Annotated in this window: 14 protein-coding genes; 7 read left to right on the forward strand and 7 right to left on the reverse strand. The window is 75.6% G+C overall.

The window, feature by feature from the left end; genetic code table 11:
- Window positions 1-123: 123 nt before the first annotated feature.
- The 3 genes from ABZW03_RS22675 to ABZW03_RS22685 form a co-directional block, all read right to left on the reverse strand.
- On the reverse strand, window positions 124-1,212 hold the full coding sequence (locus ABZW03_RS22675) for a branched-chain amino acid aminotransferase (RefSeq protein ID WP_355261113.1): 1,089 nt from the start codon (window positions 1,210-1,212) through the stop codon (window positions 124-126).
- Window positions 1,213-1,375: 163 nt separating this feature from the next.
- The gene (locus tag ABZW03_RS22680) at window positions 1,376-2,152 is read right to left on the reverse strand and encodes an NAD(P)-binding domain-containing protein (RefSeq protein ID WP_355261116.1); all 777 of its coding nucleotides are present in this window, start codon (window positions 2,150-2,152) and stop codon (window positions 1,376-1,378) included.
- A gap of 74 nt (window positions 2,153-2,226) precedes the next feature.
- Window positions 2,227-3,261, reverse strand: a complete 1,035-nt coding sequence (locus ABZW03_RS22685; protein ID WP_355261119.1) for an alpha/beta hydrolase — start codon at window positions 3,259-3,261, stop codon at window positions 2,227-2,229.
- A 165-nt stretch (window positions 3,262-3,426) separates the two neighbouring features.
- On the opposite strand from ABZW03_RS22685, the gene ABZW03_RS22690 reads away from it, so the two are divergent.
- A complete protein-coding gene (locus ABZW03_RS22690; protein ID WP_355261122.1) occupies window positions 3,427-4,080 on the forward strand; it encodes a TetR family transcriptional regulator in 654 nt (217 codons plus the stop codon).
- A 39-nt stretch (window positions 4,081-4,119) separates the two neighbouring features.
- On the opposite strand, the gene ABZW03_RS22695 is transcribed toward ABZW03_RS22690, so the two are convergent.
- Window positions 4,120-4,965, reverse strand: a complete 846-nt coding sequence (locus ABZW03_RS22695) for a universal stress protein (RefSeq protein WP_355261125.1) — start codon at window positions 4,963-4,965, stop codon at window positions 4,120-4,122.
- 233 nt (window positions 4,966-5,198) lie between these two features.
- On the opposite strand from ABZW03_RS22695, the gene ABZW03_RS22700 reads away from it, so the two are divergent.
- On the forward strand, window positions 5,199-7,265 hold the full coding sequence (locus tag ABZW03_RS22700; protein ID WP_355261128.1) for a histidine kinase: 2,067 nt from the start codon (window positions 5,199-5,201) through the stop codon (window positions 7,263-7,265).
- 118 nt (window positions 7,266-7,383) lie between these two features.
- Here the strand turns inward: ABZW03_RS22700 and ABZW03_RS22705 are convergent, their stop codons facing one another.
- A complete protein-coding gene (locus ABZW03_RS22705) occupies window positions 7,384-7,584 on the reverse strand; it encodes a hypothetical protein (RefSeq protein WP_355261131.1) in 201 nt (66 codons plus the stop codon).
- Window positions 7,585-7,928: 344 nt separating this feature from the next.
- On the opposite strand from ABZW03_RS22705, the gene ABZW03_RS22710 reads away from it, so the two are divergent.
- Window positions 7,929-8,546, forward strand: coding sequence for a TetR-like C-terminal domain-containing protein (locus tag ABZW03_RS22710; protein ID WP_355261134.1), 618 nt, complete (start codon window positions 7,929-7,931; stop codon window positions 8,544-8,546).
- A gap of 104 nt (window positions 8,547-8,650) precedes the next feature.
- Here the strand turns inward: ABZW03_RS22710 and ABZW03_RS22715 are convergent, their stop codons facing one another.
- Window positions 8,651-10,015, reverse strand: coding sequence for an FAD-dependent oxidoreductase (locus tag ABZW03_RS22715; RefSeq protein ID WP_355261137.1), 1,365 nt, complete (start codon window positions 10,013-10,015; stop codon window positions 8,651-8,653).
- Window positions 10,016-10,191: 176 nt separating this feature from the next.
- Here ABZW03_RS22715 and ABZW03_RS22720 point away from each other — a divergent pair, with 176 nt between their 5' ends.
- Window positions 10,192-11,406, forward strand: a complete 1,215-nt coding sequence (locus ABZW03_RS22720) for an MFS transporter (RefSeq protein WP_355261140.1) — start codon at window positions 10,192-10,194, stop codon at window positions 11,404-11,406.
- Here the strand turns inward: ABZW03_RS22720 and ABZW03_RS22725 are convergent.
- Complete coding sequence (locus ABZW03_RS22725; RefSeq protein ID WP_355261144.1) at window positions 11,375-12,895, reverse strand: FAD-binding oxidoreductase; 1,521 nt, start codon at window positions 12,893-12,895, stop codon at window positions 11,375-11,377. The genes ABZW03_RS22720 and ABZW03_RS22725 overlap by 32 nt on opposite strands.
- A gap of 259 nt (window positions 12,896-13,154) precedes the next feature.
- Here ABZW03_RS22725 and ABZW03_RS22730 point away from each other — a divergent pair, with 259 nt between their 5' ends.
- The 3 genes from ABZW03_RS22730 (at window position 13,155) to ABZW03_RS22740 (ending at window position 15,878) form a co-directional block, all read left to right on the forward strand.
- Window positions 13,155-13,805: a pyridoxamine 5'-phosphate oxidase family protein gene (locus ABZW03_RS22730; protein WP_355261147.1), complete on the forward strand. Its 651-nt coding sequence runs from the start codon at window positions 13,155-13,157 to the stop codon at window positions 13,803-13,805.
- 156 nt (window positions 13,806-13,961) lie between these two features.
- On the forward strand, window positions 13,962-15,203 hold the full coding sequence (locus ABZW03_RS22735; RefSeq protein WP_355261150.1) for a styrene monooxygenase/indole monooxygenase family protein: 1,242 nt from the start codon (window positions 13,962-13,964) through the stop codon (window positions 15,201-15,203).
- A gap of 150 nt (window positions 15,204-15,353) precedes the next feature.
- A complete protein-coding gene (locus ABZW03_RS22740) occupies window positions 15,354-15,878 on the forward strand; it encodes a hypothetical protein (protein ID WP_355261153.1) in 525 nt (174 codons plus the stop codon).
- Window positions 15,879-15,963 lie beyond the last annotated feature (85 nt).

Raw genomic sequence — 15,963 nt, forward strand, 5'->3', positions numbered from 1 at the left:
GAAGTAGTAGCGACGCCGCCGCCTTGCCTGCACCCCTCCACGGTACGGCCGAGGGGCCCGGCCCCGCCGGGGGCCGGGGGGGGGGCCCGGGGGGGGCCCCCCCGCCGAGCCCGCCGAGGCGGGTCAGACCACCCGGCGCATCCAGCCGTGCACGTCCTCGGTGCGCCCGTACTGGATGTCCAGCATGTGCTCGCGCAGCGCGAGGGTCTGCTTGCCGGGCGTGCCGCTGCCGATGGTGAACTCGTAGCCCTCGCCCTTGAATCCGACGATCGGGGTGATCACCGCGGCCGTCCCGGCGGCGAACACCTCGGTGACCGTGCCGTTGGCGGCGCCGGCCCGCAGCTCGGCGAGGGTGACCGAGCGCTCCACCCTGGTCAGCCCGAACTCGCCCGCCAGGGCCAGGATCGAGTCCCGCGTCACCCCGTCGAGGATGTTCCCGAGCGCGGGGGTGACCAGCTCGCCGGCCGAGGTGACCAGGCACAGGTTCATCGTGCCGGACTCCTCCAGGTCGCCCTCGCCGCCGGTGTCGTCCAGGAACAGCACCTGGTCGCAGCCGTGCTCGCGGGACTCCAGCTGCGCGGCCAGGCTGGAGGCGTAGTTGCCGCCGCACTTGGCGGCGCCGGTGCCGCCCCGCCCGGCGCGGGTGTAGTTGCTGCTGACCCAGAGCGTGATGCCCTTGACGCCGCCGGCGAAGTACGGGCCGGCCGGGCTGGCGATCACCGAGTAGGCGATCTCCTCGGCGGGCCGCACGCCGAGGAAGGCCTCCACGGCGAACATGAACGGCCGCAGGTAGAGGCTCTTCTCGTCACCCGAGCCCGGCACCCACGCCTCGTCGGCGCGGACCAGCTCCTCGATGCTGGCGAGGAAGTCCTCCTCCGGCAGCTCCGGCAGGGCGAGCCGCTGGGCGGAGCGGGCGAAGCGGCGGGCGTTGAACTCCGGGCGGAACAGCCAGACGCTGCCGTCGGCGTGGCGGTAGGCCTTCAGGCCCTCGAAGATCTCCTGGGCGTAGTGCAGCACGGCGGCGCTCGGGTGCAGCGAGTACGGCGCCAGCGCGGCGACCTTGCGGTCGTGCCAGCCCTCGGCGGGCGTCCAGGTGGCCGTGGCCATGTGGTCGGTGAAGAACTTGCCGAACCCCGGTGCGGCGAGGATGGTGCGTCGCTCCTCCTCGGGGACGGGATCGGTCGTCCGGAACAGAGGGAAAGCGCGACTCATCGTCAACTCCTCGAAACCACTGTGGAATCTGTGCGAACCGACGCCGATGAACGGCGTCATACCCGTCATGCTAACGGTCGTCAGCCGGACGTGATACGGCGCCGCCCGGCGAGCCCGGAGCCGCCGGCCCCCGGGAGGGCCGACGGCTCCGGGGCCCCGCGACCTACCGGTGGCCGGCGTGGAGGTCGGTGACGAGCCCGTCGAGGGCGGTGCGCAGGGCCTGGGAGTTGGCCCGGTCGTACCAGGTGGTGCGGATGCGCTCGTTGCTCCCGCCCGGCGTCTCGTGGTCGGCCGCGAGCCGCTCCAGCGAGCGGGTCCCGTCGCCCAGCGAGCGGCCGACGCCCTGGAAGACGCCGCGCACGAACCGGTCGGCGTCCTCGGCGGGGACGCCCTGGCCGGCGGCCCAGTCGACGAGCGTGCCGAGGAACGCGTAGTGGGTGGTGAGCGTCGAGGTCAGCGCGGACAGCACGTCGAGCGCCGCCTCGTCCGCGACCGGCAGCACCCCGCCCAGCCGCTCGAAGAGCGCGTCCACCTCGGGGTGCGAGGGGTGGACGGCGGTGACCGAGCGGCGCTCGCGGACGGGCGGCAGCGGGATGGCGTGGACCACCGGCGCCTCCGTGGCCAGCACCCGGCGCAGCTCCCCGGTGCCGACGCCGGGGATCACGTTGACCACGATCCGGTCGTCGGGCACCGCCAGCCCGGTCAGGGCCGTGCGCCAGTCCTGGCGGCGCAGCGCGACGACGACCAGCTCGGAGCCGTCCACCACCTCCTGGTTGTCGGCGCACACCCGCACGCCCTGGTACCGCTCGGCCAGCTCGGCGGCGGTCCGGGCGCCGCGCGGGGAGAGCAGGACCTCCGGCCCGTCCTCCTCCCCGTGGCGCAGCCCCATGACCAGCGCCCGGCCGATCTCGCCCACTCCGATGATGCCGATGCGCTTCACGCTGACTGCCTCCGTCGTCTCTGCCGGTCCCCGGGACGGCCGGGCGGAGTCGCCCGTGCGGCCCGCCGCGGCCCCTATCGGACCGTAACCCCTGCGGTGCCCGCGCCGAGGGCCGAACCGAGGAAGCCGATGATCTCGGTCCGGGCGGCCGCGGCCTGCGGCACCAGGCCCGGCATGCTGAGGAACGCGTGCGGCGCGCCCGGGTACTCGGTCAGCCGGACGGCGACGCCGGCCGCCCGCAGCCGCTCGGCGTAGCGGCGGCCGTGGTCGGCCAGCGCGTCGTGGGTCGGCACCACCACGAGCGCCGGGGCCAGCCCGGCCAGGTCGTCGGCGGACAGCGGGGAGAGCGCGCGGGCGTCCACGCCCGACACGGCGGCGAGCCGGCGGAACAGCTCCAGCGTCGGCAGGGCGCCGGTGGCCGGCCCGTACTCGGCCATCGAGGGGTGGTCGAACATCGACGCGGTCACGTCCACGGCGGGGTTGACCAGCACCTGTGCGGCGATCGGCAGGCCGGCCTCCCGGGCCCGGATCGCGGCCAGGGCGCCGATCAGCCCGCCGCAGCTCTCGCCGAGGACGGCCGTGCGCCCGGGGTCGACGCCCCACTCCCCGGCGTGCCGCAGCACGTGCCGGAGGGTGTCCCAGCCGTCGTCGACGGCCGCCGCCAGCGGGGTCGTGTGGTGGAGCAGGCGGTGCTCGACCGAGACCACGACCGCGTCCAGCTCGGCGGCGACGTGGCTGTTGATCCAGTCGCTCTGCACGGCCGTGCCGACGAAGGCGCCGCCGTGGACGTGCAGGACGAGCGGCCGCGCGGCGCCGGCTCCCGGCCGGCCGTCCGGGTGCGACGGCCGGTGCACCCGGACCGGCAGGTCCCGGCCGGGCAGCGCCACCCGCTCCCAGCGGATCACGGCACCGGGGGCGGGCTCCCCGGTCATCGCCCGGGCCGCGGCGGAGGCCCGGAAGCGGTTCTCCGCCTCGCGGTAGGCGGTCAGCTCCTCGGCGGTGATCGCCGAGAAGTCCGGCTGCGGCGGCCGCGCGGCGGGGGTGGCACCCGTGGCGTCCGTGCCGGTCGTGGTGTCCGTGCCGGTCGTGTCGGTCGTGGCGTCGCTCATGTCTGCTCCCCTCCCCGGCCGGCGGCCGGGCGCGTCATCGGTGGTCGTGCGGGGTGGAACGGGCTCGCGTCCTCATTATGCACGCACCGCGTGCAATGGCGAGTGCAATGCCGCGTGCAGTCCTGTGCGCAATGGCTTAGACTGGGCCCCGACGAAAGGGGTGGCATGGCAGGCCGCAGGCGATGGTCGACCGAGGAGATCCTGGACACGGCGACGGAGCTGCTGCGCACGGGCGACGCCGAGTCCTTCAGCGTGCGCAAGCTCGCCGCCGCGCTCGGGACGGACTCCTCCAGCCTCTACCGGCACTTCCGCAACAAGACCGAGCTGATGCGGGCGGTCGCCGACCGCATCCTGCTGGCCGCCCTCGCCGACCACCGGCCGGAGGGGGACTGGAAGCAGCGCATCACCGCCCTGGCGCTGCGCCTGCGGGAGGCCTTCGGGCAGCAGCCCCAGCTGGCCGCGGTCTGGGGGCGCTACGCCTCGGGCGGCGCCGGCTCCCGGCTGGCCATGGAGGAGGTGCTGCAGGCCCTGCGGGCGTCCGGCCTGCCCGAGGAGCAGATCCCGGCGCGCTACCACCGGATCGTCGTCCTGCTCTCCGCCCTGATCGCCGGCGAGGCCGGGATCGGCGGCCTCACCGCCGAGGAGTACGACCAGGGCATGGAGCACTTCCGGGTCGGGGTGCTCGGCGCCGACCCCGAACGCTTCCCGGCCCTGGCCCACTTCGCCCGCGAGATCCGCCCGCTCGGGGTGGACCGCCGGGCGGCCTTCGAGGAGATCCTGGCCGCCCACCTCGCCCAGATCGAGGCCGCGATCCGCTGACGCCCCGGCACCCCCGCCCCGCGGGCCGGCCCGGGCCGGTCAGGCGTGCCGGACGAGGGCGACCGGGCAGCGCACGTGGTGGATCGCGGCGTGCGCGACCGGGCCCAGGTGGGCGCCGAGCAGGGTGCGCCGGACGCGGCGGCCGACGACGAGCAGTCGGGCCCCGGCCGCCGCGTCCACCAGGGCGGCCGAGCGGCTGCCCTGGATCAGGTCGGCGGTCACCGACACCTCGGGGTGGCGCTCCCGCCACGGGTCCAGCTGCTCGGCGAAGCGGGTCCGCTCGACGGCGGAGAGCTCGCCCTTCAGCCCGCCGACGGCCTGCAGCGCCATGTACTCGCTGGCGACCGGCGGCGACCAGACGTGCACCACCCGCAGCGGGGCCCGGCGCCGGGCGGCCGCGTCGAAGGCGAAGGCCAGCACGTCGTCCATCGGATGGGTGAGGTCCAGGCCCACCAGCACCGGGCCCTCGGCCTCGACCGCCTCCGCCCGGACCAGCACCACTGGGCAGCTCGCCCGGCGCAGCACCTCCTGGCTCACCGAGCCGACCAGGAACCCGCGGACGGCGCCCAGGCCGCGCGAGCCCAGGACGAGCAGGGCGGCCGACTCCCCGGCCGCCTCCAGCGCCTCGGCCGGATCGGTCGGGACGATCGCGGAGGTGACCGGTCCGGCCCCGGCCGGTGCGCGCAACTCATCGGCCCGGACGGCCAGTCGGTCCATCGCGTGCCGGTAGGTCTGCTCGCTGCCGGCCGCCTCCTGGGACGCCCGCGGCCAGGCCTGCAGGACGTCCAGCGGGCAGCCGCGGCGCCGCGCCTCGCGGGCGGCCCACTCGGTGGCGGCGAGGCTCTCGGGCGAGCCGTCGTATCCGACGACGACGGGTTCGGTCATGGTCTGCTCCTCATCCGCTCATCCGCGCGGCGTGCCCGGGAAGCCGGGCGGCCCCAGTATCGGCGCGCGCCGGGCCCGCCGCCTCCCGGCGCGGACGGCGGCGCGGTGCGGCCGGGCCGCCGGTGGAATCCGGCTGCCGGGGGCGGACGGCGGGGCTGCTGCCTCATGCACCCGGGACAACGGGCGGCGGAGACTTCAGGAGTCTGGAGGGGCCCGGCGTGGAGAGGGCGGACATGGCGGACATGACGGTGGAGAGCGTCCGGCGAGCCTGGTGGCGGCCACGGTCCGGCCCGGCGGAGCGGCAACTGGCCGCGGCCGGGCTGGTCGCGCTCGTCTGCCTGGTGGCCGGCGGTCTGTGGGCGGGGTACGTGCTGAGCCACCTCTCGGCCCCCGGGGTCTCGGTGTCGCTCCACAGCCTGGCCGTGCTCGGCTACGGCCTCGCGGCCGCCGTCGGCGGGGTGCTGCTGCACGCCCACCGGCCCGGGAACCAGCTCGGCTGGGTGCTGCTCGCGTACGGGGCGACGCTGATCGTCCCGCTCGCCGCCCAGGCGCCGCTCTGGGGCGAGCGGGTCAGCCCTCCCGTCGTCGGGTTGGTGGTGGTCCTGTCCTCGCTGTGCGACACCGTCAACGGAGCCCTGTGGCACGCGCTGCCGCTCTGGCTGCCGTCCGGCACCCTGCCGAGCCGGCGGTGGTGGCCGGCGATCGGCGCCGTGGCCCTGTGGCGGCTGCCTCCGGCCAGTTTCTACGTCCAGGAGCCCACGGTGTTCGGCCAGCCGAACCCGTTCGCCGGCAGCGGCGTCGCGACGTGGCTGCAGGACTTCAACGACCGGATGCTCCACACCCAGCTGATCGTGTACGTCGTGCTGACCGTCCTGGTGGTGCTCGTCCCGCTGGCCCGTATCCGCGGGGTGTCCGGGCGGCGCAGGCAGAACGTCCTGGTCGGCCTCGCCGTCTACCTGCTGTGGGGCGGAGCCGAACTCGGCTACTACTTCGACCAGGGCGTGGCCGCCTACGTCGCGTTCCTGGTCACCTCGGGGCTGTGGCCGCTCACCCTGGCCGTCGTGGTGGTCCGGAACAGGTCGTGGCGGCTCGACCGCGCCGCCCGCCGGGTGCTGGTCGGACTGCTGGTGGCCGCGACGCTGGTCGCGGCGTTCGTGGCGGCCTCGCGACTGCTGGCCACCATGCTCGTGCCCGGCCGCGGGCTCGGCGCGCTGCTGGTGGTCGCCGCCCTGTTCCTGCTCGCGATCGGCCTGCCCCGGGGCGTCCGGCTGGCCTCCGGCCTCGTCGACCGCTGGTACTACGGGTCGCGCGCCCAGCCGTACCAGGTGCTGCGCAGCCTGGCCGGACGGGTCCGCGAGACGGTCGACCCGCAGGAGGTGCCGACCGTGCTGTGCCGCACCGTCAGTGACGAACTCCTCCTCCCCGGCGTCGAGTTGACCGTCTCCACGCGGAGCGGCGAACGCTCGCTGGCCGCCGTCGGGGAGCTCTCCGGCAGCGGCGAGTCCTTCCCGCTGGTCCACCACGGGGAGCGGATCGGACGGCTCACCGCCGCCCCGCGCGAGGGCCAGCGGGTGCTGGACGACAGCGACCGCGACATCCTGCGCTCGCTCGCCGACCAGGCCGCGCCCGCCGTCGCCTCGCTCCAGCTGATGGAGGACCTGCGGGCCAGCCGCGAGCGGATCGTCGGGGCCCGGGAGGAGGAGCGCCGCCAACTGCGCCGGGACATCCACGACGGGCTCGGCCCGATGCTGGCCGGACTGCGGCTGCGCCTCCAGGGCGCGGCCGCGGTGGACGACCCGGAGCGCTACGCCGTCGTGCTGGACCGGGTCGCGGACGACCTCGCCTCGGCGGTCACCGAGGTCCGGCGGATCACCGACCGGCTCGGGCCGACGGCCCTGGGCGACTACGGGCTGTCGCTGGCGCTGAGCCGGCTCGCCGAGACCTTCAGCGGCCCGGACCTCACCGTCACCACCCGGCTGGACCCCGACCCGCTTCCACCGCTGCCCGCCGCCGTCGAGGTCGCGGTCTACCGGATCACCGCGGAGGCGCTCAACAACGTGCTGCGGCACGCCCGGGCGAGAAGCGCCACGGTGTCCGTCGAGGTGACCGACGGGCACCTGGAGCTCGACGTCGAGGACGACGGGCAGGGGCCGGGTCACGGCCTGCCGGTGCATCCGGGGGTGGGGCTGCGGTCGATGTCGGAGCGGGCCGCGGAGGTCGGCGGCAGCTGCACCGTGGACGCCCTGCGGCGCGGTACCCGGGTGCACGCGGTGCTCCCGCGGCGGCCCGCGAGCGGCTGACGGTCCTCATCGCCGGCGGTCCTCATGCCGGGTCCATGGCGTCCTCGCACGGGAAGGGCCCCCGGGCGCGCCGGGCGGCGGCCGGGGGCGTATCGGTGGTTCCGGGATCAGCGGGGGGTCAGTGGCAGTTGGGGGGCGTGCAGTGCCGGATCAGGGGCTGGGCGAGGGCGGTGCTCAGGCTCTGCTGCTCGTCCGTTCCCGAGTCGCCCTCGACGCCCGGTCCCGGGCTCCGGCGCACCTTGGCGGCGAGGGTCACGGCGGCGAGGACCGCGGCGGCACCGGCGGCCATCAGGGCCGTACTGGCCGATCTGTCGGTCATGAGGTCCTCCAGGGGTTCCGCAGGCGGCTCCGCTGCGACCTGCCCCTCCATGCCACCCCCAGTGGTGCCCCAGCCGCATGGGGCGACGGTCCCGTCCCGGTCCCGGTCCTGCCCCGGTCCCGCGGTGCGGCAGGGGCCACCGCACGGCGCAACCCGGAAGACGGCGGGAACGGGTTCGTTCACTAACATCGACAGTGGGTCCCGGCTCTGCCCGGGCTCAAGGACATCGTGATAGGGAGATCGCTTCCCCCTGCGTGCGGCCGGCCCGGGACCTCCCGGAGTTCCGTCGGCGCGGACGGGAGGCGACGGGACCGGGGAAGGGCGACAGAAGAAGGTGCGCGACCATGACCGCTGAGACGGATACCGGGCACGGGACGGTGACGGGCGCCCCGCTGCGGCGGCGCGGCGAGGCGCTGGAGAGCGCCATCTACGAGGCGGTCCTCCAGCAGCTCACCACCGACGGCTACGCCCGGCTGACCATGGAGGGGGTGGCCGCCGCCGCGCAGACCGGCAAGGCCGCGCTCTACCGCCGCTGGTCCTCCAAGGAGGAGCTGGTCAAGGACGCGCTGCGGGCCAGCCTGCCGCCGTCCGGCCCGGCCCCCGACACCGGCAGCCTGCGCGGGGACCTGCTGGAGGTGGTCACCAGGCTGCGCGCCGCGATGTTCAGCGAGCTGGGCGCGGCCGTCCGCGCCATCATGAGCGAGCTGGACCACCAGCGGGCGCACGCCTTCGTGGAGATCGTGCTGGAACGGGTGGTCGAGCCGACGACGGCGCTGATCGCCGAGGTGCTGGACCGCGGCACCCTGCGCGGCGAGGTCCGCCCCGGGGCGGTCACCCCGCTGGTCACCGACCTGGTGCCGGCGCTGATGCTGTACCGGATCAAGATGTGCGGTGGGGACGCGGTGCAGCTCGATCCGGCGGAGATCGTGGACGAGTTGCTGCTGCCGATCGTCCGCCCCTGACGGAGGGTCGGGCGGCCGCCCGCGGATCTCCCGGTGCGGCCGCCGGCCGCGAATCCCGCGGGAGTGTTCCGGAGGGCGTTCCCGCGGGATTCGGCCGGCGGTGCTCAGGCGCCGCTGTGGCGGAGCATGTCCTCGCGCTCGACGACCTTGACCCGCTCGCGCTGCTCGGCCTCGCCGAGCGCGCGCTCGTGGGCGTCCAGCAGCTGCCAGCCCGCCCAGGTGGTGAAGCGGACGCCCTGCGCGCGCAGGTGCGCCTCGACGGCCGCCGGGTCCGGCTCGACGGCGCCGGGCAGGCGGTCGGCGGCGTGGTCGTCCAGCAGGCAGGCGACGGTCTCGTTGGCGTCGCCCTTGGTGTGGCCGATCAGGCCGACCGGGCCGCGCTTGATCCAGCCGGTGACGTACGTGGCGGTGCGGTGCGAGCCGTCGCCGTCCAGCACCCGCCCGGCCTGGTGCGGGACGGTGCCCGAGGCCGGGTCGAAGGGCAGCTTGGGCAGCTCGTCGGAGTAGTAGCCGACCGCGCGGTAGACCGACTGCACGTCCCAGTCGGTGAACCGCCCGGTGCCGCGCACGTTGCCGGTGCCGTCCAGCTCGGTGCGCTCGGTGCGCAGGCCGACCACCCGGCCGTCCTCGCCGAGCACCTCCACCGGAGACTCGAAGAAGTGCAGGTACACCCGGTGCGGGCGGTCGCCGACGTCGCGGATCGCCCAGTTCTCCAGCGTCGAGGCCACCAGGTCGACGTGCTTGACCGCGCGGCGCTCGGCGATCGAGCCCTCGTCGTACTCGATGTCCTCGGGGGCGACGATCACCTCGATGGTGGGGGAGTGGTCCAGCTCGCGCAGCTCCATCGGGCTGAACTTGGCCTGGGCCGGGCCGCGGCGGCCGAAGACGTGCACCTCGACGGCCCGGTTGCGCTGCAGGCCCTCGTGGACGTTCGGCGGGATCTCGGTGGGCAGCAGCTCGTCGGCGGTCTTGGCGAGGATCCGGGCGACGTCCAGGGCGACGTTGCCGACGCCCAGGACGGCGACCTTCTCGGCCTCCAGCGGCCAGGTGCGGGGCACGTCCGGGTGGCCGTCGTACCAGGAGACGAAGTCGGCCGCGCCGTAGGAGCCGTCGAGGTGGATGCCGGGTATGTCCAGGGCGCGGTCGGCCATCGCGCCGGTGGAGAAGACCACGGCGTCGTAGAACCGGTGCAGGTCGTCCAGGGCGAGGTCGTTCGGGTAGTCGACGTTGCCGAACAGCCGGACCTGGGGCTTGTCGAGCACCTGGTGCAGGGCCGTGACGATGCCCTTGATCCGCGGGTGGTCGGGCGCGACCCCGTACCGGATCAGGCCGAACGGGGCGGGCATCCGCTCGAACAGGTCGATCGAGACACCGGGGTCCTGGGCGGCGTCGGACTTCAGCAGGGCATCCGCGGCGTAGATGCCGGCGGGGCCGGCTCCGACGATCGCGACTCGGATCGGGCGGGGCATGACGAGTGGTCCTCCGGTCGGCGCGGTGCAAATGTGGTCTCAACCTTTGTAGCAAACCCTACGGATGACCTGGGACGTAGGTGGTGGTGATCTATGACGTCATAGGGCCGGCCTATGGCTCGGCCCGGTCGCGACGGCCCCTACCCTCCGGCCGTCCGGGCCGGTAGCGTCGCCGGGTGACCACCACGACCGACACCGCGGCGGGCTCCGGCTGCGCCCGGCCGCCGCTGGTGACGCGGGCGCTGCTGCTGCGCTTCGTCTCCCTGCTCGGCACCTCCGTCGGCTTCAACCTGCTGCTCTCCGCCGTGCCGCTGTACGCCCGGGAGTCCGGCGGGGGCGGGCACGCGGCCGGAGCGGCCACCGGCGCGCTGATGCTCGCCACTGTGATCGGCGAGCTGGCCACCCCTTCGCTGACCTCCCGCTTCGGCTACCGCCCCGTACTGGCGGCGGGGTTGGTGCTGCTCGGCGCGCCCACACTGGTGCTGGCCTGGACCGGTGGCCTGGCGGCCGTGGTGGCGGTCTGCCTGCTGCGCGGGCTCGGCTTCGCCGTCGCGCTGGTGGCGGGCGGCGCGCTGACCGCCGCGCTGATCCCGGCCGAGCGGCGGGCGGAGGGGCTCGCGCTGGTCGGCCTGGTCTCCGGGCTGCCCGCCCTGGTCGGCCTGCCGTTCGGCGTCTGGCTGGGCCAGCACCTCGGCTGGGGCTGGGTGTTCGCGATCGGGGCGGCGGCGCCGCTGGCCGCCGTGGCCTCCGTCCCGGCGCTGCCGGACCGCACCCGGGCCACCGGGCCGGCGGTGGGCGTGCGGGAGGGGCTGCGCAGCGGCGCGCTGCTGCGGCCGGCCGCGGTGTTCGGTGCGACGGCGCTGGCGGCCGGGGTCCTGGTCACCTTCCTGCCGCTCGCGGTGCCGTCGGGGACCGTCGTCGCGGTGGCGCTGCTGGTCCAGCCCGGGGCCGCGACGCTGACCCGCTGGCTGGCCGGGCGGTACGGGGACCGGCGGGGCTCGGCCGGGCTGGTGGTGCCCGCCCTGCTGGTCTCGGCGGTCGGGGTGCTGCTGCTGGCGGCCACCGGCAGCGCGGTCGCGGTGGTGGCCGGGGCCGCGGTGTTCGGCGCGGGCTTCGGCGTCGCGCAGAACGCGACGCTGGCGCTGATGTACGCGCGGGTGACGCCCGCCGGGTACGGCACGGTGACGGCGCTGTGGAACGTCGCCTACGACGGCGCGATGGGCGTCGGCGCGGTCGCCTTCGGGGCGGTCGCGGGCGGGACGGGCTACCCGTGGGCGTTCGTGCTCACCGCGGCGGCGGTGCTCGCCGCCCTCGCCCCGGCCCGGCGGGACCGCCGCCGGGACGGCCTGACGGCAGGTCCTAACGGGACCGGCGGGCCGGGGCGGCCGTGACGGACTGGGGGAAGGCGAAGACCCCGTCCGGGTCGTAGCGGCGCGCCACGTCCTTCAGCCGGGGCAGGTTGGCGCCGTAGTAGGCGCGGCCCCAGTCGGGCAGCGTGCCGTCGATGTAGTTGACGTACGCGCCGCGCGCGCCGAGCCCGGCCAGGCCGTCGCGGATCGTGTTCACGGTGGTCCGGACCCGGTCCTCGCTGAGCGGCGTGGCGGTGGCGTAGACCTGGGCGGCGGCGAGCGAGTCGCGGTGCGGGAAGGCGGTGTCACCGGGGGCGAGCTCGCCGACCGCGCCGCCCAGGGAGTCGAGCAGCAGGTCGACGCCGGTGCGGCCGGCCATCAGCGCCGTGACCCGCGCCGGGTCGAGCGGCGTCGGCCCCAGCATCCGGGAGACCGCGACGAAGCCGGTCCGGGTCAACTTTCCGCCCTCCCAGGTGGGGTGGCACTCGGGGACGGTGACGGTCGAGCAGCCCGCCATGAACTTCATGGCGCCGAGGTAGTCCTTGGCGGAGACGCTGCGCGAGCTGGGCACGGTGCCGGCCGCCGTCACCAGACGGTCGAGCAGCGGGTTGGCCGCGCTCGGGTCGCCCACGTAGCAGCCGACGATCCGGCAGCTGGGCGGCGTGCCGCCGTGGATCTGGCAGCTGGCCCAGAGCTCGTACGGGGCCCCGGACACCCACGGCTGCCAGGCCCCGAGCACCTCCGGCACCGAGCCGGCCGGGAAGGCGAGCACGAAGACGGTCAGACCGGGCGCGGGGGCGGTGGCGAAGCCGAACCGGGTGACGATGCCGAAGTTGCCCCCGCCGCCGCCGCGCAGCGCCCAGTACAGGTCGGGCTCCGCGGCGGGCGAGGCGGTGAGCAGGCGCGAGTCGGCGGTCACCACCTCGGCCGTGGCCAGCCGGTCGCAGGTGAGGCCGTACTTGCGGGTCAGCACGCCCTGGCCGCCGCCCAGGGTCAGGCCGCTGACCCCGACGGTCGGGCAGCTGCCGGCCGGGAGCAGCCGGCCCGCCCCGGCGAGCGCCGCGTACACCTCGATCAGGCGGGCCCCGGCACCGACCTCGGCGGTCCCGTCGGGGAGCACCCGGACGTCGGCCATCAGGCGCAGGTCGATCACCAGGCCCCGGTCGGGGATGCTGTACCCCAGGTAGCTGTGGCCGCCGCAGCGGGCCGCGATCGGGATCCCGTGCCCGCGCGCCACGTCCAGGCAGGCCCGCACGTCGTCGGCGGACGCGCACCGCGCCACCGCGGCCGGGAGCTGTCCGTCGTTCAGCGTGTTGAACCCGAGCCGGGCGGTGTCGTAGCCGGGATCGGCCGGGAGCACCAGCCGGGTGCCCAGGCGGTTGCGCAGCGCCTGCCAGTCGGGCGGTGCGGCGGACCAGCCGCGGTCGCGGGCCGGGAAGGCCGTGAGCGCCCGGGCGGGGGCACCGCCAGCGGCCACCGCCGTGGCGGCGGCGCCGAGGGTCGCGAGGAAGCGTCGTCGGTTCAGGTTCATGGCGCGCCCTTCTCCCGGCGACCGGCGCACGGGTGCTGTCCAGCCGATCGTCACGCGGCGGCGCCGGGCGGGCCTGCGGGGCTGAGCCTTCCGGCGCAGTGGCGGGCGGGGACGCGGGCCGGGGCTCCCGCCGGTCGTACCGACACGCACGGGCCCTGCCGCTGCTCGACTTGCCGCGGGCCGGGCGCTTGGATGGGTCCGCCCTGGTCATCGCCCGGACGCGGCCCGACGGCCACCGGCAAGCCGAGGAGTCACCACCGTGCACGACATCCCCGACCCCGCCGCCGTGGCCCGCCGGATCGCCGAACGGCGCGAGCAACTGGGCCTCAGCGAGGAGGCGCTGGCCAACCGGGCCGCGATGGCCCCCCGCTACCTGCGGTGCCTGCTGGACGCCGGGCCCGCGTTCGACCCGGCGGGCTTCGTCCGGATCGCCGCCGCCCTCGACAACACCCGCGACGAGCTGCTGGAGGGCCGCGCCGACGCCCCGCCCGGCCAGGGCGGCCCGGGCCCGCGCCCCCGGCTGCTCGACCTCACCGAGCAGGACTGCTGGCAGCTGGTCGGCGGCCACGGCATCGGCCGGATCGCCCTGCCGGTCGAGCCGGGGCCGGTGGTGCTGCCGGTCAACTACGTGGTGGACGAGCACTCCTTCGCCTACCGCACCGGCGAGCACGACGCCGCCGCCCCGGAGGAGGGGGCCGCGGTCTCCTTCCAGGTCGACCACATCGACGAGTACCTCGGGCGCGGCTGGAGCGTGCTCGCCCTCGGCCCGGCGCACTACGTGGACGACCCGGGTGAGCTGGAGCGCCTGGCCGGGCTGCCCGGCGCGGCCCCCTGGGCGGGCGGGGAGCGGTCGTGCTGGGTGCGGATCCGCCCGGTGGAGATCAGCGGGCGGCAGCTGGTCACGGGGTGAGGCGCCCGCCGCCCGGCCGCGCTGGGGCGCCGGGCTGCGGCCGCGGCGACGGTACGGACCCCGTGGACGGGCGCGGCGCCGACTGGTAAGCAGACCGGTGGCGGCCGGCCCGTACCGGTCCGCCGTCCGGGACGTACCACCAGGAGAGCAGGGGCGATGCGCGGAATTCTGATCGTCGGCGCCGGGCAGGCGGGACTCCAACTGGCCCTGGGACTGCAGGCCCACGGCTACGACGTGACGGTGCTGACCGACCGCGGCCCGGAGGAGGTGCGCGGCGGGCGGGTGACGTCCAGTCAGTGCATGTTCGACTCCGCGCTGCGCACCGAGCGGGCCCTCGGCCTGGACCTGTGGGCCGACCGGGCGCCCCGGATCGAGGGCATCGGGCTGTCGGTCGCCGGCCCGGAGGGGCAGCGGCCGATCGACTGGGTCGGGCGGCTGGACGCCTACGCGCAGTCCGTCGACCAGCGGCTGAAGATGTCCACCTGGCTGGAGCTGTTCGCCGAGCGCGGCGGCCGGGTCGAGCTGCGCCAGGTGACGGCCGCCGACCTGCAGAACCTGGCCGGCTCGTACGACCTGGTGCTGGTCGCCTCCGGGAAGGGCTCACTGGCCTCGCTGTTCGAGCGCGACCTCCTCCGCTCCCCGTACGAGCGGCCGCAGCGCGCGCTGGCCGCCAGTTACGTGCACGGGCTCGGACCGCGCCCCGAGCACGACTTCCCGGCGGTGCGCTGCAACGTGGTGCCGGGCGTCGGCGAGTTCTTCGCGGTGCCGGCGCTGGCGGAGTCCGGGCCCTGCGACATCCTGCTCTGGGAGGCCCTGCCCGGCGGCCCGGCGGACGCCTTCGACGGGCTGCGCGATCCGGCCGAACACCTGCGGGTGACACTGGAGTTGATGCGGACCTTCGTCCCCTGGGAGTACGACCGCACCCGCGCCGGCGTCGAACTCACCGACGCGGGCGGCACCCTGGCCGGGCGCTTCACCCCGGTGGTCCGCCACCCGGTCGGCGAACTGCCCGGCGGCGGCGCGGTGCTGGGCGTCGCGGACGTGGTCGTCCTCAACGACCCGATCACCGGCCAGGGGTCGAACAACGCCGCCAAGTGCGCCGCCGGCTACCTGGAGGCGATCCTCGCCCACGGCGACAAGCCCTTCGACCGGGACTTCCAGCAGGGCGCCTTCGACCGCTTCTGGCGGGTGGCGGGCCCGGCCACCACCTGGACCAACGCGATGCTCGCCCCGCCGCCCCCGCACGCCCTCGAGCTGTACGGCGCGGGCGGCCGACTGCCGGCCGTGGCCGACCGCTTCGCCAACGGCTTCGACGACCCGACGGACCTGGACGACTGGTTCATGGCCCCGGACCGGGCGGCTGCCTACCTGGCGTCGGTAACGGCGGATCACCGATAGGTCAAGCTCTCCCCAAGTCCGGTGCGGACGGCCGCCGATCATGGTGGGTTCTTCTCGCCCCTCGTCGAGGGAACCGCCCGGCCCGCAGCGACGAGCCGGGCGGGCGGCACGGACACCGGGAGCAGAGCAGTGGCGGTCGACGGGGGAAACATGGCCCAGGCAGTGATCGACACGGCGTACAACGAGCGCAAACGGCTGCACACCGGCCGCAGCCGGACCGTCGCCGTGGTCCTGTTCGGCCTGCTGATCGCCCTGGGCTTCTTCCTGGCGCTGGTGGTCGGCAAGTCGGACCCGGACACCCCGCCGACCTGCGACGGCACGACCATGACCCGGCACAGCGAGTGCCGGATATGGTCCAGCCGGGGCGGCGGGGGCACCTACTCCTACGACGAGATGATCGACCGTCGGGAGTCCAGCAACGGCGTGTGGCGGGTGATCGGCTTCGGCGGCGCCGGCCTGTCCGCCGTGCTGCTGGCCGTCTCGGTCGCCAAGCTCAACCCGAACCGCCCCTGGGGCAAGCCGGTCGCCGCCGCCTGCCCGCGCTGCCGGGAGCTCAACCTGCGGGAGAAGCACACCATGCACAGCGTCACCCGGGGCCGGACGACCTACCGCTACAGCGGCATCGTCACCCTCTGTACCCCGGCCTGCGGCTTCTCGACCATCCGCCAGCGCTGACCGGCGATCCGCCGGCGCCGACCAGCGCCGTCCGGGCCCCGGGGCCGGCGCCGATCTCGTCGAGGAACTGTTCGGCCCAGGCGGT

The sequence above is a fragment of the Kitasatospora sp. NPDC004799 genome (assembly GCF_040609095.1).
GTDB lineage: Bacteria > Actinomycetota > Actinomycetes > Streptomycetales > Streptomycetaceae > Kitasatospora.